18 protein-coding genes and 1 tRNA gene are annotated in these 18155 nt (G+C 74.6%); 8 read left to right on the top strand and 11 right to left on the bottom strand.

Annotation, left to right across the window (positions count from 1 at the left end):
* Positions 1-15: 15 nt before the first annotated feature.
* Both Pdca_RS00445 and Pdca_RS00440 read right to left on the bottom strand, forming a co-directional pair.
* Positions 16-1821: a gamma-glutamyltransferase family protein gene (locus tag Pdca_RS00445; RefSeq protein WP_085914131.1), complete on the bottom strand. Its 1806-nt coding sequence runs from the start codon at positions 1819-1821 to the stop codon at positions 16-18.
* A gap of 10 nt (positions 1822-1831) precedes the next feature.
* Complete coding sequence (locus Pdca_RS00440; RefSeq protein WP_085914130.1) at positions 1832-3571, bottom strand: TM0106 family RecB-like putative nuclease; 1740 nt, start codon at positions 3569-3571, stop codon at positions 1832-1834.
* A 165-nt stretch (positions 3572-3736) separates the two neighbouring features.
* Between Pdca_RS00440 and Pdca_RS00435 the strand changes: the two genes are divergently transcribed.
* Positions 3737-4624 (top strand): DUF6474 family protein, encoded by an 888-nt coding sequence (locus Pdca_RS00435; protein WP_085914129.1) that lies wholly within the window; start codon positions 3737-3739, stop codon positions 4622-4624.
* 7 nt (positions 4625-4631) lie between these two features.
* On the opposite strand, the gene Pdca_RS00430 is transcribed toward Pdca_RS00435, so the two are convergent.
* Genes Pdca_RS00430 through Pdca_RS00420 form a run of 3 tightly spaced genes read right to left on the bottom strand, consistent with a single transcriptional unit; the run spans position 4632 to position 7225 of the window.
* Complete coding sequence (locus tag Pdca_RS00430; RefSeq protein WP_085914128.1) at positions 4632-6053, bottom strand: dihydrolipoyl dehydrogenase family protein; 1422 nt, start codon at positions 6051-6053, stop codon at positions 4632-4634.
* 31 nt (positions 6054-6084) lie between these two features.
* Positions 6085-6747 (bottom strand): NAD(P)H-binding protein, encoded by a 663-nt coding sequence (locus tag Pdca_RS00425; protein WP_085914127.1) that lies wholly within the window; start codon positions 6745-6747, stop codon positions 6085-6087.
* A 25-nt stretch (positions 6748-6772) separates the two neighbouring features.
* A complete protein-coding gene (locus tag Pdca_RS00420) occupies positions 6773-7225 on the bottom strand; it encodes a DUF4442 domain-containing protein (protein ID WP_085914126.1) in 453 nt (150 codons plus the stop codon).
* Positions 7226-7457: 232 nt separating this feature from the next.
* Here Pdca_RS00420 and Pdca_RS00415 point away from each other — a divergent pair, with 232 nt between their 5' ends.
* The 3 genes from Pdca_RS00415 to Pdca_RS00405 all read left to right on the top strand — a co-directional run bounded on the left by Pdca_RS00415 (position 7458) and on the right by Pdca_RS00405 (position 10408).
* Entirely contained in the window at positions 7458-8486 is a 1029-nt protein-coding gene (locus Pdca_RS00415; protein WP_085914125.1) for an NAD(P)-dependent alcohol dehydrogenase, read from the top strand.
* An 81-nt stretch (positions 8487-8567) separates the two neighbouring features.
* On the top strand, positions 8568-9635 hold the full coding sequence (locus Pdca_RS00410) for an amidohydrolase family protein (protein ID WP_085914124.1): 1068 nt from the start codon (positions 8568-8570) through the stop codon (positions 9633-9635).
* Positions 9635-10408 (top strand): iron-sulfur cluster assembly protein, encoded by a 774-nt coding sequence (locus Pdca_RS00405; RefSeq protein WP_085914123.1) that lies wholly within the window; start codon positions 9635-9637, stop codon positions 10406-10408. Before Pdca_RS00410 ends, Pdca_RS00405 begins: the two co-directional genes overlap by 1 nt.
* 439 nt (positions 10409-10847) lie before the next feature.
* Here Pdca_RS00405 and Pdca_RS37410 read toward each other — a convergent pair whose 3' ends face one another.
* Positions 10848-11666 carry a class I SAM-dependent methyltransferase gene (locus tag Pdca_RS37410; protein ID WP_085914122.1) on the bottom strand — a complete coding sequence of 273 codons (819 nt, stop codon included), beginning with the start codon at positions 11664-11666 and terminating at the stop codon, positions 10848-10850.
* A 19-nt stretch (positions 11667-11685) separates the two neighbouring features.
* Positions 11686-12246 (bottom strand): hypothetical protein, encoded by a 561-nt coding sequence (locus Pdca_RS00395; protein WP_085914121.1) that lies wholly within the window; start codon positions 12244-12246, stop codon positions 11686-11688.
* Between the two features lie 265 nt (positions 12247-12511).
* Here Pdca_RS00395 and Pdca_RS00390 point away from each other — a divergent pair, with 265 nt between their 5' ends.
* Both Pdca_RS00390 and Pdca_RS00385 read left to right on the top strand, forming a co-directional pair.
* Positions 12512-13723 carry a sensor histidine kinase gene (locus Pdca_RS00390; RefSeq protein WP_158092219.1) on the top strand — a complete coding sequence of 404 codons (1212 nt, stop codon included), beginning with the start codon at positions 12512-12514 and terminating at the stop codon, positions 13721-13723.
* Positions 13720-14406 carry a response regulator gene (locus Pdca_RS00385; RefSeq protein WP_085914119.1) on the top strand — a complete coding sequence of 229 codons (687 nt, stop codon included), beginning with the start codon at positions 13720-13722 and terminating at the stop codon, positions 14404-14406. Before Pdca_RS00390 ends, Pdca_RS00385 begins: the two co-directional genes overlap by 4 nt.
* A gap of 13 nt (positions 14407-14419) precedes the next feature.
* Here Pdca_RS00385 and Pdca_RS00380 read toward each other — a convergent pair whose 3' ends face one another.
* The 3 genes from Pdca_RS00380 to Pdca_RS00370 form a co-directional block, all read right to left on the bottom strand.
* Positions 14420-14761 carry a TfoX/Sxy family protein gene (locus Pdca_RS00380; protein ID WP_085914118.1) on the bottom strand — a complete coding sequence of 114 codons (342 nt, stop codon included), beginning with the start codon at positions 14759-14761 and terminating at the stop codon, positions 14420-14422.
* A gap of 39 nt (positions 14762-14800) precedes the next feature.
* Positions 14801-15961 (bottom strand): 5-methyltetrahydropteroyltriglutamate--homocysteine S-methyltransferase, encoded by a 1161-nt coding sequence (locus Pdca_RS00375; protein ID WP_085914117.1) that lies wholly within the window; start codon positions 15959-15961, stop codon positions 14801-14803.
* Between the two features lie 80 nt (positions 15962-16041).
* On the bottom strand, positions 16042-16824 hold the full coding sequence (locus Pdca_RS00370; protein WP_232021340.1) for an IclR family transcriptional regulator: 783 nt from the start codon (positions 16822-16824) through the stop codon (positions 16042-16044).
* Between the two features lie 51 nt (positions 16825-16875).
* Between Pdca_RS00370 and Pdca_RS00365 the strand changes: the two genes are divergently transcribed.
* Both Pdca_RS00365 and Pdca_RS35230 read left to right on the top strand, forming a co-directional pair.
* Complete coding sequence (locus Pdca_RS00365; protein WP_085914116.1) at positions 16876-17502, top strand: nucleoside/nucleotide kinase family protein; 627 nt, start codon at positions 16876-16878, stop codon at positions 17500-17502.
* A gap of 116 nt (positions 17503-17618) precedes the next feature.
* The gene (locus Pdca_RS35230; RefSeq protein WP_158092218.1) at positions 17619-17801 is read left to right on the top strand and encodes a hypothetical protein; all 183 of its coding nucleotides are present in this window, start codon (positions 17619-17621) and stop codon (positions 17799-17801) included.
* A gap of 134 nt (positions 17802-17935) precedes the next feature.
* Here Pdca_RS35230 and Pdca_RS00360 read toward each other — a convergent pair.
* Positions 17936-18018 (bottom strand) — tRNA-Leu (locus Pdca_RS00360).
* Positions 18019-18155 lie beyond the last annotated feature (137 nt).

Raw genomic sequence — 18155 nt, 5'->3', positions numbered from 1 at the left:
GGCGGCGCGGTCGGGTTACAGCGCGATCGCGGCCGCCACCCCGGACCGGGGATCGGCGGCGGCGTGCAGCGCCCCCGCCCCTCCCCCGCCGGGCAGCACCGCACCGCGCCCCACCGCGCACATCCGGCCCAGAGCCCAGGGCCCGGCGTCGTCGACGAGATGCCCGCGCCGCGACAGCTCCGCGAGGGTGTCGGCGCCGAGCCGGGACTCCACGACCAGGCCGTGCGCCTCCCAGCCACGGGGTGCGAACGAGCCGGGGAACGCCGTCGAGTGCCAGGCCGGCGCGTCGATCGCGGCCTGCAGATCCAGCTCGCCGTGGATCAACGCGAGCAGGAAGCAGAGCTGCCACTGGTCCTGCTGGTCGCCGCCGGGGGTGCCGAACGCGGCCGCCGGCTCGCCGTCGCGGAAGGCGAGCGAGGGGCTGAGCGTGGTCCGCGGCATCCTGCCGGGGGCCAGCGAGCTCGCCAGCCCCTCCTCCAGCCAGAACATCTGGCCGCGGGTACCGAGGCAGAAACCGAGCGACGGCACGGTCGGCGACGACTGCAGCCACCCGCCGGACGGCGTCACCGAGATCATGTTCCCGGCCGCGTCGACGACGTCGACGTGCACGGTGTCCCCGCGGGTCACGCCCTGCCTGCTGACCGTCGGCTCGCCCGAACCCGGACCGTCGGTGCCGGTCGAGCGGCCCGCTCCCGGGGTCGCCGCCCAGCTCCCGATCCGGGGTTCCCGGCCGCCCGGTGCGCCGGGCCGCAGTGCTCCGTCGGACACCCGTCCGATCAGCGCGCGCCGGGCATCGGTGTAGGTGTCGGAGAGCAGCTCGTCGAGCGGGACCGGCGTCGAGTCGCCGTACCAGGCCTCCCGGTCGGCGAAGGCCAGCTTCGCCGCCTCGGCCGCGACGTGCACGGTCTCCGCGGTGGCCACCCCTCCGGGCAGCTCCAGGTCCGTGCCGGACAGCAGCCGCAGCTGCTGCAGCAGCACCGGGCCCTGCGACCAGGGACCGCACTTGGCGACCGACCAGCCGTTCCCGGCGTCGGCGAGCACCGCGGGCTCGTAGTGCGACGACCACGACGCCAGATCGTCGGCGGTCAGCAGACCGGCGTGGTCGAGGCCGGTCTCGTCGCGGGCCGGGACAGCCACGAACCGGTCGATCTCCTCGGCGACGAAACCGCGGTACCAGGCGTCGCGGGCGGCGTCGATCCGCGCCTCGCGGGACGGGCCGGTCGCCTCGCCCAGCAGCCGTCGCCAGGTCGCGGCCAGCGCGGGCAGCCGCACGAGCTCACCCGGACCGGGGATCCGGCCCTCGGGCAGCCAGGTCGCGGCCGAGCCCGGCCAGTGCGTGGTGAAGTGCTCCGCGACCGCGGACAGCACCTCCGGGACGCGCGGGAGCAGCGGGAACCCGGACGTGGCGTAGCCCAGCGCCGGTTCCAGCACGTCGGCGAGCTCCCAGGTGCCGTGGTCGCGGAGCAGGGTCAGCCAGCCGTCCCAGGCGCCGGGCACGGTCGCCGGGAGCAGCCCGGTGCCGGGGACGATCTCGCATCCCTCGCCGCGCAGCCGTTCGGGCGTCGCCGCAGCCGGGGCGACACCCTGCGCGCACAGCACCGTCGGGGTCGGGTCGGACGCGGTGACGAACACCGCGGGCAGCTCGCCGCCCGGCCCGCACAGGTGCGGTTCGACCACCTGCAGGACGAACCCGCAGGCCGCGGCGGCGTCGAAGGCGTTGCCGCCGCGGGCGAGCACCGATGCCGCCGCCGCGGTGCCGAGGTGGTGGGTGCTGCTGACCGCGCCGCGCGGGCCGATCCGGTCGAAGGTACGGGGAGCCACCCCCGCATCCTCACACGGCGGGCGGTGCCAGCTCGCTCACCAGGGGCACCTCCAGCACCCGGTCCGACGACATCCACTCCCGCAGCACCTGCGTGGCCAGCACGTCGTCGGTGTTGTAGCCGAGCAGCCGCTCCCGCTGCGCCGGATCGGGCTCGCCGCCCTCCAGCGCGACGGCGTCGCGGTACCAGCGCATCGAGTTCTCGCCGCCGGCCTCCGGATCACGCCAGCCGAACCCGGCGGCCGGCGCGATCTTCTTCAAGCCCTTGCCGTGCGCGCACAGGAACCAGCTGGAGACGACGCCGTAGAGGTCCACCCAGCACGGGTCGGAGATGAAGTCGCGCACCTCGCGCTCGGTCGGCACGCCCGGTGTGCCGGCGAACCGCTGCACCGAGGAGAGCATCCAGCGGTTCTCGGCCTGCTCGTTGTAGCAGTACGCGGTGAACGACCGGCCCGATCCGGCCGCGGCCGCCCGGATCCCGGACAGCCAGGTCCAGAACTCGCCGAACGAGCGGCCTTCGTCCGGGGTGGGCAGCGGCTCCCAGGTCGCGAACGCCCGGTATCCCGGCTCCGGGTCGCCGTCGCGCCGGCCGCCCGGATAGGACAGCAGCACCCCCCACAGGTAGGCACCGGACTCGCCGAAGCTCTCCATGTCGATGTCGACCTCGACGTCGCCACGCGGTACCGGCACCCGGGGCACCCGCCGGGCGACCGCGAGCCCCTGGCCGCGGGCCCTGGCGAGCGCGACCAGGTCGGTGAAGGGCGGCCCGGGCAGCGCGACGGCGAGCGCGGGCGGTGGCGCGGCCGGGTCGAGCGCCGCCAGTGCCGCGACGGTCGGCACGCCGGCCTCGCGCAGCAACCGTGCGGTCTCGCCGTGCGCGACCAGGCTGACGTCGTCCCGCGCGGTCAGCTCCGCCTCGCAGGTCGGCCACCACGGGCAGCGGCGGCACTCGGTGATCCGGGACGGCGCGGCGAGCGCGGGGCCACCGGCGACGGCCGACCGGGCCACCGCGGCCCGGTCTGCGAACCGGGCGTCGTACTCGTCGAGGGTGTGCCGCCCGCCCGGCCAGTGGCCGGCCCGCAGGTCGTGCCACACGACGACGTCGGCATCGAGCCCGATCACCCCGCCGAGCCGGGGAGCCGACTCCGGCGGGGCCCAGCCGGCCGCCTCGAGCAGCCGGGTGAGCTGGGCGAGCGCGAGCAGGTCGCGCGGCTGGGAACGGACCTTGCGGTCCGGATCGTGCCGGGCGCGCTGCGGCCACGGATCGGTGACGGCGGTGGTGCGGGCACCCGCACCCGGATCGGTGATCCGGCGGCGGACCACCAGTACCGGGACGTACCCCCCGCCGGGCGCGCGGACCAGCAGCTCGGCGCCGCCCCGGCGGTCACCGTCGAGCGGGAGGACGGCCCCCCAGATCATCGCCGCCCCGGCGGCGACCAGCTCGGCGGTGCGCGCGGCACGGTCGGCGCGCGAGCCGATCGCGCGGTCGGTGCCCGGCACCGGCCCGGCCGCACCCTCGGGCCAGGCGCTCGCCCAGTCGGCCCCGCTCACCTCGGCGAGCAGCTCGCCGATGCGGACCCGGTGCGCCGCCGCATCGGCCCGGCGCTGCTCGATCGCCGGATCGGGCAGCGCGCGCGGCGCCCCGGCCGCGGACGGGTCGTGATCCAGGTGCACCCGACGGCGGCATCCGCTCAACGCCGCAGCGTCGAGCAGGACCCGCTGGGCGGTACGGGATCCGGTCGAGGTGCTCACGGACGTCGAGGGTAGAGACCACCCCCGACAGTTACGACGGGTCCCGATCGGCCACCGGTCAGGTCACTCCCCGGTGTCGGGCCTGCGCGCCCGGTGGCGTGGGCCCTAGGCTGCGGCCACGATAATGCCGATCACGTGCGGTCGATGGGACCTGGAGGACACGACATGGGACTGCTGCGCAGGAAGCCGAGCGCGGGCGAGCGGGCCGCCACGGCGACCAGGGAGGCGGCGGTCGACGCGTCGGAGTGGGTCCAGGAGGCCGCCGGCTACACCCGGGACACGGCCGACCGGGCGACCGAGAAGCTGCACCACAAGGCCGCGAAGGCCAGGCGCAAGGCGGAGGCCGCAGGCCGCCGGGCCGACAAGGCGGGCCGCCGGGCCGCCCGCACCACCCGCCGGGCCGTCGGCAAGGGCGGCGACCGGGTCGCCTCCGCGGCGCAGGGCCTGCTCAGCGAGGCCGATCTGAAGGCCCGCTCGGCCGACCGCAAGGTCACCAAGGCCGCGGCCAAGGCCGATGCGAAGGCCCGCAAGGCCGAGGCGAAGGCGTCGCTCACCGCGGAGAAGGGCCGCCTCAAGAGCGAGGCGCGGGCCGCCAAGGAGGCCGAGCGCGAGCGCATCGCCCGCGAGTGGAACGCCAAGAAGGTCCAGCGCTACCTCGGGATCGCCAAGCTGCTGGCGCCGCTGCTTGCGCCGTACGCGATGGCGGCCGCCGGCTCGCTGCGGCACCGCCTCGACGACCACCGCTCGCGCAAGCTCGGGGTCTCCCCCGACGAGCTGGGCGGCTACTCCGGGCCGGGCGGCAGGCTGCACGCGCGGCTGTCCCGGATCTCGCGCACCATCGCCGAGCTGCGTGCCGACGGCACCACCGAGTCCGACGCCGCGGCCAAGCGGTTCGCCGACGGCACCGAGCCCCGGCTGCACGACCTCGCGGCCGCCGTCCGGGCCGCGGAGAACATGCCGGCCGCGCGCCGCAAGGCCGCGTACCGCACGATCTCCCGCGACCTGGACCGGATCGAGGTCGAGCTGCTGGACCACCTGGGCGTGCGGTCCTGAGCGCCGCTCAGCCCGTGCGGTAGGCCTCGAGCAGCCGCAGCCAGACCTCGCTGACGGTCGGGAACGCCGGGACGGCGTGCCACAGCCGCCGCAGCGGCACCTCGCCGACCACGGCGATGGTCGCGGCGTGCAGCAGCTCGGCCACACCCGGCCCGACGAACGTCAGCCCGACCAGCACCTCCCGCTCGGTGTCGACGACGGCGACGACCCGGCCGGACCAGCCGTCCGCGGTGAGCGACGACCCGGCCACCGCGATCGCCATGTCGAGCACCCGGACCGGCAGCCCTGCGGTGCGGGCGGCGTCGGCGGTCCGGCCGACCCAGGCCACCTCGGGATCGGTGAACACCACCTGTGGGACGGCGTGGTGGTCGGCGGTGGCGGCGTCCTCACCCCAGGGGCCGGAGTCGAGCGGACGCCCGGCGGCACGGGCGGCGATCGCGTGCGCGGCGATCCGCGCCTGGTACTTGCCCTGGTGGGTGAGCGCCGCGCGGCCGTTGAGGTCGCCGACCGCGTAGAGCCAGTCGCCGCCGCCTTCGACCAACCCCGTCTCGTCGACCGGCACGGCACCGCGGGCGGTGGTGCGCACCCCGACGGAGTCCAGGCCAAGGTCGCCGGACGCCGGACGCCGGCCCGTCGCCACCAGCAGCCGGTCCACCTCGACCACCTCACCTCCGCCGTGCAGCCGGAGCGCTCCGCCGGTGTCCCCGGCCGGTTCGACCGAGTCCAGTCCGGTGCCCGTCCGCAGGTCGACGCCCGCCCGGCGCAGCCCGTCGGCGAGCAGCTCCGAGGCGACCGGCTCGGCGTTCGGCAACACCCGGGCGCCGTGCTGGAACAACGTGACCCGCGAGCCGAGCCGGGCGAACGCCAGCGCCAGCTCGCAGCCGACGACCCCGCCGCCGAGCACCCCGAGCCGGGCCGGGATCTCCTTGGCCGAGGTCGCCTCGCGGGATCCCCAGAACGACACCGTGTCGAGCCCGTCGACCGCCGGGGTGGCCGGGACACTGCCGGTCGCGAGGACGACGGCGCGACGGGCGGTGACCGTGGTGATCACCCCGTCGTGCCCGGTGACCTGCACGGTCCGCTCCCCGGTGAGCCGGCCACGGCCGCGCAGCACCGCCGCGCCGGCGCCGCGAGCCCACTCCGCCTGGCCGGAGTCGTCCCAGCCACCGGTGAAGTAGGTCCGCCGGTCCAGCACCGCGGCCGGATCGAACTCGGCGGTCACCCCCGGCAGCCGGCGCGCGTCGGCGACCGCCTGCGGGGTGCGCAGCAACGCCTTCGACGGGATGCACGCCCAGTAGGAGCACTCGCCACCGATCAGCTCGTCCTCGACCAGGGCGGCGGACAGGCCGGCGTCGACGGCGTATCCGGCAGCGTTCTCCCCGGCCGGGCCCGCCCCGACCACGACGACGTCGTACTCGTGCTCGCTCATGGCCCCAGCATTCCCGCTCGGGCCGGGATTCTCACCCGCCGAGTGCCGCCACCGCGTCGGCCACCGTGATCTCACCCGAGTGCAGCTCCAGGGTCGACCCGATCGTGTGATCCGCGGTGAGCAGCGCGGCCAGCACGGCGGCGGTGTCGTCGCGGGTGATCTCGCCCCGGTCCAGCGGCGGCACGACCAGCTGCACCTTCCCGGTGCCCGGGTCGTCGGTGAGCAGGTGCGGGCGCAGGATCGTGGCGTCCAGCCTGCGGTCGGCCCGCACCGCCTGTTCGGCGGCCTTCTTCGCGCGCAGGTAGGCGGCCCACACCTCGCCGCGGGCCGGATCCGGTTCGGCGTCCACCCCGGTCGCGGAGACCAGCAGGTACCGGCGGATCCCGGCGGTGGCGGCCGCGTCGGCGAGCAGGGTGGCGCCGTCCCGGTCGACGGTCTCCTTGCGGGCCGCGGTGCTGCCCGGCCCGGCACCGGCGGCGAACACGACCGCATCCGCCCCGGTGAGGTGCTCGGCGAGTTCGGCTGCGGTGGCCGACTCCAGGTCGGCGAGCACGCCGCTCGCCCCGGTGGCGCGCACGTCGTCGAGGTGGTCGGGATTGCGCACGATCGAGCGCACGGTGTGTCCCTGCCCGGCGAGCAGGGTGGACAGCCGCAGTGCGATCTGTCCGTGTCCTCCGGCGATGGCGACGTCCATACCCGACGACGCTAACCGCACGGCGCTACCGGTGCGGCTTGAGCGTCCAGACGATCGTCATCGCGCCGGTCTGCACACCGTTCGGATCGGTGATCGTGACGTCGACGTTGAACTCCGGCCGGCTCCCGGCGTCGAGCTCCGCCAGAACCTCGCCTGCCGGGCGGGTCAGCACCGCCTCGGCGCGCAGGTCGCCCTTGGCGAGCTTGAGGTAGCGGATCTCGGACCGGACGACCAACGGGACCGCCCGGTCGCCTGCCGACGCGAAGGCCGCCAGCCCGACCGCACCGGACGCCGTCTCACCGAGCCCGAACATCACGGCGGCGTGCGGTCCGCCGACGTGATTGTGCTGGTCCGGACGGTCGGGGAGGAACGCCTCCACCCGATCGGTGCTGATCTCGCCGAAGGTGATCCCGGCCGTGGACACCCACGGGACGGCCTGGTTCATCGCGTCGGCCACCCAGCTCACGTCGTCTGCCATGCCCGCAGGCTACTCACCGGTAACCATCTCCGAAAGTGGCCCGTTTTGTCTTAATTCTCGAAGAGCGAGAAGGGACCCTCTTGTCCGTCGTCCGCGACGGCGTTCTGATCGCTGTGACGGGTGGCACAGCGATCGCGGTCACCCGACCGCAGTCACCGAGCCACAGCAGAACGCCGCGAGTCCCACCACACCGACACGCGTCCGACGCGCGTCCGACCCAGGAGGTACCCGAGTGAAAGCCGTGCGGGTGCACGCGTACAAGCAGGACCCCCAGATCGACGACATCGCCGAACCGAAGATCCAGGGCCCCCTGGACGTCATCGTGAAGATCGGCGGAGCCGGTGTCTGCCGCACCGACCTGCACATCGTCAACGGCGACTGGGCCGACATCCAGAACCCCGACCTGCCCTACGTGATCGGCCACGAGAACGCCGGCTGGGTGCACGCCGTCGGTGACGCCGTCACCAACGTGAAGGTCGGCGACACCGTCATCCTGCACCCCCAGCCGTCCTGCGGGCTCTGTCTCGCCTGCCGGTCCGGGCGCGACATGCAGTGCACCGGCGGGGCGTTCTTCCCCGGCCTGTCGAGCAACGACGGCGGCATGGCCGAGTACCTGCGCACCTCCGCCAGGGCCTGCGTGAAGCTCGACCCGAACACCAACCCGGCCGACGTGGCGGCGCTCGCCGACGCGGGCATCACGGCCTACCACGCGGTGCGCAAGGCGGTGCCGTTCCTGTACCCGGGCACCACGGCCGTGGTGCAGGGCGCTGGCGGGCTGGGCCACATCGGCATCCAGGCGCTCGCCGCACTGACCGCCACGAAGATCATCGTGGTGGACAAGAACCCGGCAGCACTGGAGCTGGCCCGCAAGATCGGCGCCGACGAGACCGTGGTCGCCGACGGCAACCACGTCGAGGCCGTCCAGGAGCTCACCGGCGGCGGCTCGACCGTCACCTTCGACTTCGTCGCCGAGGAGGGCGCCGAGCTCGACGCCTGGGCGATGACCGGTCCGGCGGGCTACAACTTCGTCCTCGGCTACGGCGGCGAGTTCAAGGCCCCCACCCTCGACTTCGTCGCGGGTGAGAAGAACGTGATCGGCAACATCGTCGGTACCTACAACGACCTCGCCGAGCTGATGGTCCTGGCCCAGGCCGGAAAGGTCACCCTGCACACCGTGCAGTACTCGCTCGACCAGGCGATCGAGGCACTGCACGACCTGGACGCGGGCAAGGTCCGCGGCCGGGCGATCCTCGTCCCCTAGATCCCTGATCACACGTACGTACAAGACGGACGTCTTTCCTGACCACCACCGAACGGCGGCAACGCCGGCGCAGGAGGAACCATGTACGAGAAGGATGGCGAGAAGTACTTCGTCGTCGACTCCCACTGCCACTTCTGGGACGCCTCCCGGGAGAACTGGCGCGAGGGTCGCGAGCAGTACGCCAAGGGCTGGATCGACTGCTTCTACGGCTACCACCAGCTGGGCCCGCCCGAGACCCACTGGGACTGGGAGAAGTACCTCAAGGTCTCGATCGACGACTTCGAGCGGGACATGTTCGTCGAGGGCCACGTCGACTACGCGATCTTCCAGTCGACGTACCTCAAGGAGTGGTACACGAAGGGCTTCAACACCACCGAGCAGAACTCGGCGCTGCTCGAGCGGTTCGGTGACCGGGTCATCGTCAACGGCCGGTTCGACCCGCGCGAGGGCGACGCGGGCCTGAAGCAGCTCGAGGCGGACGCGGAGAAGTTCAACCTCAAGGGCGTGAAGCTCTACACCGCGGAGTGGAACGGCGACTCCCGCGGCTTCAAGCTGACCGATCCCGAGGCGTACCGGTTCCTGGAGGCCGCGCAGGAGCTCGGCATCAAGAACGTGCACGTGCACAAGGGCCCGACGATCTGGCCGCTGGACAAGGACGCGTTCGACATCGCCGACGTCGACCACGCCGCGACCGACTTCCAGGGCCTCAACTTCATCGTCGAGCACGTGGGCCTGCCGCGTATCGAGGACTTCTGCTTCATGGCGGTGCAGGAGCCGAACGTCTACGCCGGCCTGTCGGTCGTCGTCGGCGGCCTGATGCACGCCCGCCCGAAGTTCTTCGCCAAGGTGATGGGCGAGCTGCTCTTCTGGGTCGGCGAGGACAAGATGACCTTCGGCGGCGACTACAACATCTGGACGCCGAAGTGGCAGGTCGAGGGCCTCGTCGACTGGCAGATGCCCGACGACGACCAGTTCGCCGACTACCCGCGGCTCACCACCGAGAGCAAGAAGAAGATCCTCGGCCTCAACGCCGCGAAGCTCTACGACATCCCGGTGCCCGCCGGGCTGGGGCTTCCGGACACCTCGGCCGACGAGGCGATGGCGCCGGGCGAGGAGCTCGTCGACAACAAGGCCGGGGCTCAGGCGTAATGGCCGGCGGACCTGCTGATCACCTCGACGGCGCGACGAGCACCGTCGACCGGCAGGCCGTGTGGTCCGCGCTGGGGACGGTGCTCGATCCCGAGTTGGACGAGCCCATCACGGATCTCGACTTCGTCGAGTCCTGGACCGTCTCGCCCGACGGTCACGGCGGCAGCGTCGTGACCGTCGGGCTCCGGCTGCCGACGTTCTTCTGTGCGCCGAACTTCTCGTTCCTGATGGTCGCCGACGCCTACGACGCGGTGACGGCCGTTCCCGGAGTGAGCAGGGCGCAGGTGACGCTGGCGGACCACCACGCCTCCGACGAGATCAACGGCGGGGTCGCGGCGCACGCCGGGTTCGTGAAGGCGTTCGAGGGCTCGATCAACGGCGAGGCCGCCGCCGAGCTCGACGAACTGCGCCACACGTTCCTGGCCAAGGCCGCACTGGCCGGTCAGGACCGGGTGGCCCGGCCGCTGGTCGACGCCGGCCGGACCCCGGAGGAGCTGGCCGCGCTCACGCTCGGCGAGCTCGCCGGGACCGAGGCGGACACCGACGAGCTCATCCGGATGCGCCGTCGCCGGGAGACGATCGGTCTCCCGGCCGCCGACGACGCCCCACTGCTGGTGCACTCCGACGGGTCACCGGTGACGGTCGAACAGGTCCCGCTCCACCTGCGCCGGGCGCGGCTGCAGCGGGTCGGGATCGAGACCAACGGGGAGTACTGCAAGTCGCTGCTCAAGATCCGGTACACGGATCGGGCCCCGGCAGCCGCCGGGAGCTGAGCGGAAGCGGAACCGGACCCTGCCGGGACCGCGAACCACGTGGGCCGTGCCTCGCCGCCGAGGGCACGGCCCACGTGTGTGCCCGGAGTGGGCGCCCTCGATGGTTCGTGCCGGCCCCGAGGCCGGCCTCCCGCTTCGCGCTTCCCGCTTCGCGGCTCGCGGCTCGCGGCTCGCGGCTCGCGGCTCGCGGCTCGCGGCGACCATGATCCCTGTTTCGGGAGTGCAGGTGCCGGATCGAGCACTCCACACTCCCGGAACGGGGATCTTGGACCGGGCGATGTCGCCGGCAGCCGGGCGTTGTCGCCGGCAGCCGGGCGTTGTCGCCGGCAGCCGGCCGTGGAGCCGCGCGGCGAGCCGCAACAGCAAGCCGGTGCGGGCAACGTGGCGCTGGGCCCGGAGTGGAGTTGGACCCGGAGGGGCGCTGGGCCCGGGGTCGGACTCAGCCGGGGACGGCGTCGAGCACCCGGACGGTGTCGACCAGCCGGTAGCCCTCCCCCACCCGGAACGGCTCCAGGGCGGCCAGCAGCGCCTCGCGCACGGCGCCCGGTCCGGCCGAGCGGGCGGCGTGCCTGCCCGGACCCGACGCCAGCACCCCGGCGACCAGGTCGTCCGGATCGGGATGGTCGGTCGGCACCCGGACGACGGCGATCTCCCGCACGACCAGCCCGGCCAGACCTGCGAGCTTCGCCAGCCGTTCCGGGTCGGTCAGCGGCGGTGCCCCCGTCCCGCTGCGGCCGGCTCCCGGGCGGGCGCTCGCGGCGGCGCCGGACGGCACCGGGCCCGCATCCGGGACCCCGCCCGGCACCGCGGCCCGCGGCGGGTCCTGCCGCGGCGCGGGGGCGGCCGAGGTCAGCGGGGCCAGTGCCGCGCCGATCACCGCGGCGTCGCACTCGTCGGGGGTGCCCCACACCGACACCCGCACGGCGCCACCCGGGAGGCACACCCGGCCGGCCTCGCGCAGTGCGAGCACCGGGTTCGTCAGGTGCTCCAGCACCTGGACCAGGGTGACCAGGTCGAACGCGTCGTCGTCGAACGGGAGCTCGTGCGCGTCGCCGGGGCGCAGGTCCGCGGCCGGTGCAGCCCGCTCCGCCATCGCCAGCGCAGCGCGCTCGACGTCCACGCCGGACACGGTCAGCCCGGCCGCGAGCGCCGCCGCCGCCAGCTCTCCCGCGCCGCAGCCGACGTCGAGCAACCGGGCGCCGGGCGCGGCCCCGGCCAGGACGCGCTCGTACAGGGGGGACGCGGTGGTCTCGGTCACGGTCGGACCGTAGCGGGCCTCAGCGGCCGGCCGCCGTCGACAAGCGGCCCGCTGCCGTCGACAGGGCCAGGAGCACGGCCGCCAGCACCGCGCCGCGCAGCAGGTTCCCGCCGAGCTGGGACAGCGGGACCAGCCCGATCAGGTAGACCGGCAGCAGCAGCGCGAGCGGGCCCGGCAGCGTCCGCCCGCGCCGGGCCGCGATCGCCAGCCCGAGCAGGCCGACCAGCACCGCCGCGTTGGCGACCACCGCGAGCGGCCCGAAGAACGCCGGGTCCGAGCCGTTGACGTTCGAGACGGTCGTGCCGAACGCGAGCAGCAGGTTGCCCGCGACGAGCGTTCCGCCCGCCCAGCGCGCGCCGGTCAGCACGCCGAGCCGCCACCACAGCGGGGCGGCGGCGAGCAGGGCCAGCGCGAACAGGGTGAGCACCGCGTGCACCCGGGCGTCGTGCACCCCGGCACCCGAGTCGCTCCGGGTCAGCTGCAGCACACCGACGACCGCTTCGGCGACGGCCGCCGTCGCCGCGGTGACGACGAGCGACCGGCCGACGGTGCGGGGTGGCGGGACGGTGGCGGTGGTCATGGGCGGTTCCCCTCGATCGGGCGGCGCCGCACCCGGCGCCGCGGACGACCACGAGCCTGTGCCGCCGCCCGGGGCGCCGGCGTCGGCCGCGGGCCGCGGCCGGGTCCACCGCGCGGCGATGCCCGGTACGACCTGAGGAGGACGGCAGCGCGCCCGGCACGACCCAGGACGACAGCAGCGGGCCCGGCACGACCCCAGGACCGACAGCGTCCCGGTACGACCTGAGATGGACGACGGCGGGCCCGGACCGCCCTACGGTGAGCCGGTGGACCCCGTCACCGCGCTCGCGCGCCCGCCGGCCGGGCCCCGGCGCAGCGAGTTCCTGGTGACCGCGGGCCTGCTGCTGTGGGCCGTGCTCGAGGCGGTCGCCGCGCCCCGCCCGCTGCCGCTCGCGCTGGCCCTGGCGGCGGCCTGGTCGCTGCCGACGCTGTGGATGCGGGTGGCCCCGCTGCCGTCGCTGGCCTTCCTGCTCGGGACGTTCCTGGTGGACGCGCTGCTCGCCGGCGCCCCACCGGCCGGGGCGATGCCGTTCCCGACCGTGCTGCTGCTGACGTTCGCCTGCGGCCTGTGGGTGCGCCGGACCGCGGTGTCGGTGGCCGGCGGGATGGCCGCGACGGCCACCGTCCTCGTCGTCCAGCTGTTCGGCTACTACACCGAGACGGTCGGACCGCAGTTCGCCGTCGCGGTCTTCTTCGTCGCGGGCGCGTGGACCGCGGGCCGGTTGCTGCGCCGCCGGGCCGAGGACCTGGTCCGCGCCGAACAGGACCGGGCACGGGCGAGCGCGCTGGCCGACGCCGCGGAACGGGAGGCCGCCACCGCCGCGCAGGAGGCCGTGGCCCGGGAGCGGGCGGCGATCGCGCGGGAGCTGCACGACGTCGTCGCGCACGCCGTCTCGGTCGTCGCCGTGCAGGCCGGCGCCGCGGAGGACCTGGTCGGCACCGATCCGGAGCGCGCCCGCCTGCACATCGGCCACGCCCGGGACGGCGCGCGTCAGGCGATGGTCGAGATGCGGCGGATGCTGGAGGTCCTCGACCCCTACGACGAGGCCCGCGAGGACCTCGCGCCGCTGCCCGGCACCGGCCGGATCGGCGACCTGGTGGCCGCCACCCGGAACGCGGGAACGCCGGTGACGCTGCGCGAGACCGGGGACGCCGCACCGCTGCCGCCCGCGGTGGACCTGGCCGCGTACCGAGTGGTGCAGGAGTCGCTCACCAACGCACGGCGGCACGCGCCCGGGGGCGCCGTCACGGTGCTGCTCGACCACGGCCACGACGCCATCGGGATCGAGATCCGCAACGGACCGGGCGGCCGGCCCGATCCGGTGTCCGGCGGGACCGGGACGACCGGCCGCGGCCTGCCCGGGATGGCCGAACGGGTGCGGGTGTTCGGCGGGACGTTGCGGGCCGGTCCGGACGACGACGGCGGCTTCACCGTCTGCGCGCGGCTCCCGCGCTCGACGACGGCGGCCGCGCCGTGAGCGCCCCGGTCCGTGTGCTGCTGGTCGACGACCACGAGCTCATCCGGTCCGGCCTGGCCGGGATGCTCGGCGCCCGGGACGGCATCGAGGTCGTCGGCGAGGCGGCGGACGGCGCGGCCGGGCTGGCCGAGGCGGCCCGGCTGGCCCCGGACGTCGTACTGATGGACGTGCGGATGCCGGTCCTGGACGGGATCGAGGCGACCCGGCGGCTGCGGTCGGCCCCCGGCCGGGCCCCGCGCGTACTGGTGCTGACGACGTTCGACCTCGACGAGTACGTCTACCGGGCGCTGCGCGCCGGCGCCGACGGGTTCCTGCTCAAGGACGCCCCGCCGGACCGGATCGCCGAGGCCGTCCGCACCGTGGCGGCCGGTGAGGCGCTGCTCGCACCGGCCCCAACCCGGCGGCTCATCGAGCGGTTCGTCGCCCGCACCGGCGCCGTGGACGCCGCGCGCGAGCGGCTCGCCGCGCTCACCGACCGGGAGACCGACGTGCTGCGGCTGGTCGCCCGCGGCCGCTCGAACGCCGAGGTCGGGCTCGCCCTGTTCGTCAGCGAGGCGACGGTGAAAACGCACCTGACGCGCATCTTCGGCAAGCTCGGCCTGCGCGACCGGGTGCAGGCCGTCGTGTTCGCCTACGAGTCCGGGCTGGTCGAGCCGGGCGGGGGCGGGGGCACAGACGGCTGAGCCCGGCCGGGCGTCATTTCGGCGGGAGCCCGCGCACGAACGCGACGCCCTCGGCCAGCCAGCCCGCGAGTTCGGGGCCGTCCAGGTCGTCCGGATCGGGCTCGCCGACCACCCGCAGCCAGCCCGCGAGCTCGCGGCCGTTCATCACCATCCGCGACGCCCGGGGCCTGCCCAGCAGCTCGCCGGAGCGCTCCGGATCGACCCGCAGCATCAGCCCGCCGTCGCCGACGACGGCCACCGCCATGTGCCCGCCGACCAGGAACGCGAGCCCCCCGAACATCCGCCGCTCGGCCACCCGGGGCTCGGCGGCAAGACCGGCGCGGATCCGGGCGGCGAGCCCTTCGTCGTAGGCCATGACCGGAGTATGGCCCGGCCCACCGACAGCGGCCGGGGATCAGCGCCCCCAGACGTCCTCGGCCACCGAGACGATCAGCTCCAGCTTGCGCTTCTGGTCGTCCACGGTGAGCGCGTTGCCCTCGACGGTGGAGGAGAACCCGCACTGCGGGGACAGGCAGAGCTGCTCCAGCGGGACGTACTTCGCCGCCTGCTCGATCCGCTGCTTGAGCTCGCCCGCGTCCTCCAGGTCACCGGACTTGGTGGTGACCAGCCCGAGCACCACCTTCTTTCCCGGCGGGACGAAGCGCAGCGGCTCGAAGCCGCCGGAGCGCTCGTCGTCGAACTCGCAGAAGAAGCCGTCCACGGCCAGCTCACCGAACAGCGCCTCGGCGACGTGGTCGTAGCCACCCTCCGCCGCCCAGGACGACCGGTAGTTCCCCCGGCACATGTGCGTGGTGATCTTCAGGTCGGCCGGCCGGTCGGCGATCGCGGCGTTGATCTGGCGGATGTAGCGCAGGTGCTGGGTCTCCGGGTCGTCGCCCTTCTCGGCGAGTTCGGCGCGGTGGTTCGGGTCGTTGAGGTAGGCCAGCGCGGTGTCGTCGAGCTGCAGGTAGCGGCAGCCGCGCTGGTAGACCGCGGTCAGCTGGTCGGCGTAGGCGGCCGACAGGTCCGCCCAGAAGGCCTCGATCCCGTCGTTCCCGGGGTAGACGTCCTGGTCGATCACGGCCCGCCCGCCGCGGGCGTAGACCATGCTCGGCGACGGGATGGTGAGCTTCGGCGTGGCCGCCGTGACCTGCGACGCGAGGTAGTCGAACGCGGTCGCGAAGATCGGCTCGGCGAGGTGCACCCGGCCGTCGACGGCCATCCCGGCCGAGGTGAAGTTGTTCTGGCCCGCCGAGTTGCGCATCTTCACCTCGACCCGGCCGTCGGTCTTGGTGATCCCGCCGAGCGCGTAGATGAAGTCCATGTGCCAGGACGTGCGGCGGAACTCGCCGTCGGTCGCCGACCGCAGCCCGACCGATTCCTGCAGGGCGACCACGTCGGTGATCGCCGCGTCCTCGACGGCGCGCAGCCCGGCGGCGTCGAGCGTTCCGGCGGCGTGCTGCTCGCGCGCCGCCAGCAGCTCCGGCGGGCGGAGCAGGCTGCCGACGTGGTCGGCTCGGAACGGCGCGGTGTCGTCGGTGGTGGATGCCTGCGAGGACTGCGCTGTCTCCGTCATGCCCGCGAACGTATCGCCGGGTGCGCATGCCCGCCGACCCGACTTCCGGAATATGGAAGCCCGGTCGACGGAGTGACGGCTCAGCCGGACGCCGCGATCCCCGGCCCCGGGAGGAGGTGCCGGGCGAGCCGACCGGCCGCCTCGCGCACCGCCTGCTCCAGCTCCCAGCGCCGGCCCGCGAAGTCCGCCCTGCTGACCAGCACCGCCAGCGCCGCGACCCGCTCCCCCGGCACCGCCACCGCGAGTCCGGCGCGGCCGCGGGCGTGCTCCTCCACCTCGACCGCGACACCGGCCGAGCGCACCCGCAGCAGCTCCCGGTCGAGCAATCTGCGGTCGACCAGGGTGTGCGGGGTCAGCGGGGCGAGCGGCCCCGGACCGAGCACCTCCGCGAGCCTGCCCGGCTCGAGCCCGGCGAGCAGCGCCTTGCCCGGCGCGGTCGCGTGCGCGGGCAGCGGCTCACCCGGCATCGCGCCGGGGCCGGGATGGGCGGCGCAGGTCTCGGTGTGCGCGACCACGACGTCGTCGGACCGCAGCACGGTCAACACCGCCGCGGCCCCGATCCCGGTGTGCAGCTCGGCGAGGATCTCCCTGGCCGGAGCGGGCGGCACGATCCGGTCGGTGATGCCGCGGTACAGCCCGACCACCCGGTAGCCCAGCCCGTAGCCGCGGACCGCGTGCAGCCGGACCAGGTACTCCTCCTCGACCAGCGTCCCGAGCAACCGGTAGGTCGTCGGCAGCGGCAGCTCCAGGCGCCGGGCCAACGCCTTGGCGGTCACCCCGTCGCCGGCTTCCGCGACGGCCTCCATGACCCGTAGCGCACGGCGCAACGCCATCCCGGCCGCGGTGGAGCTGTCGGACACCACCCGCCTAGTCTCGCGGCCGGGACGGATCGGCACCAGCGACCGGGAGGGCGAGTGGCGGGTGGTTTCCGCCCGGTGGACCGGGCCGGGCTCGCCGGGCATCTGGCGGACCGGATCACCGATCAGGCCGGACGGCTGCGGGTGCTGGTCGACGGCCCGCCACCGGCCGGTCCGCTACCGCTGGCCCACGCGGTCGCCGAGCTGCTGCGCACCCGGGGGCGCGACGCGCTCGCCGTCGACGCCGACGACTTCCTGCGCCCGGCGTCGGTCCGGCTCGAGCACGGCCGCACCGACGCCGCCATGTTCCTGGACGGCTGGCTGGACGAGCCGGCGCTGCGCCGCGAGGTGCTCGGGCCCGGCGGCCCGGACGGCACGGGCCGGGTGCTGCCCCGGCTGCGTGATCGGCTGCGGGACCGCGCGTTCCGCGAGGACCCGGTGCCGCTGGGGCCGGGCGGCGTCGTCCTGCTGGCCGGTGGGCGGCTGCTCGGTCGCGGCCTGCCCGCGGAGCTCACCGTGCACCTGCGGATGGGCCGGGCGGCCCTGGAACGACGGCTGGATCCCGAGGACGAGTGGACGGCCGCCGCCTACACCCGCTACGACGACGAGGGAGATCCCGGCGGGTACGCCGACGTGCTGGTGATGGCCGATCATCCGGACCGCCCGGCGCTGCGGGACGCCTGATCAGCGGGATCGGCAGGCTCAGTGGGATCGGCGGGATCGGCAGGCTCGGCGGGATCGGCAAGCCCAGCGCGCTCAGCGGGATCGGCGCGCTCGGCAGGATCAGCGCGCTCGGCGGGGTGGGCGCGCTCGGCAGGATCAGCGCGCTCGGCGGGGTGGGCGCGCTCGGCAGGATCAGCGCGCTCGGCGGGGTGGGCGCGCTCGGCGGGGTGGGCGCGCTCGGCGGGATCGCTGCCCGCGGCGCGTTCGCGACCACTGTGCACGGTGGCCCGGCGGGGCAGGTCGACCCCGGAATCTGCTGACCGGGAGCACACGACCGAACACGTTCCGCGACCGATGCGATCGATCGCCCCGCGAAGGGTGACGACGATCCTCGATCGCGTGATGGAAGAAATACGCGCCGTGGAGGAAGATCCACGGGCAGGAGGTGAAAGTGTGGGCGAGGAGGGAGTTGAACCCTCACGTCCTTTCGGACACACGGACCTGAACCGTGCGCGTCTGCCATTCCGCCACTCGCCCCGAGCGACGAGAAAAAGTTAGCACCCCGCCCGGAGGGCCCGTGCAGGGGGGTCCCCGGATGCGCGGAACAACGATCGCGGGTACATCGGAGAAGGGGACGCGAGCACTCGCCGGGCCGGTACGGTCGGGCGCCGCCG

This window comes from Pseudonocardia autotrophica (assembly GCF_003945385.1).
Lineage (GTDB): Bacteria > Actinomycetota > Actinomycetes > Mycobacteriales > Pseudonocardiaceae > Pseudonocardia > Pseudonocardia autotrophica.
The sequence above is the reverse complement of the archived record's forward strand: the minus strand, read 5'-3'. Positions and strand labels throughout refer to the sequence as shown.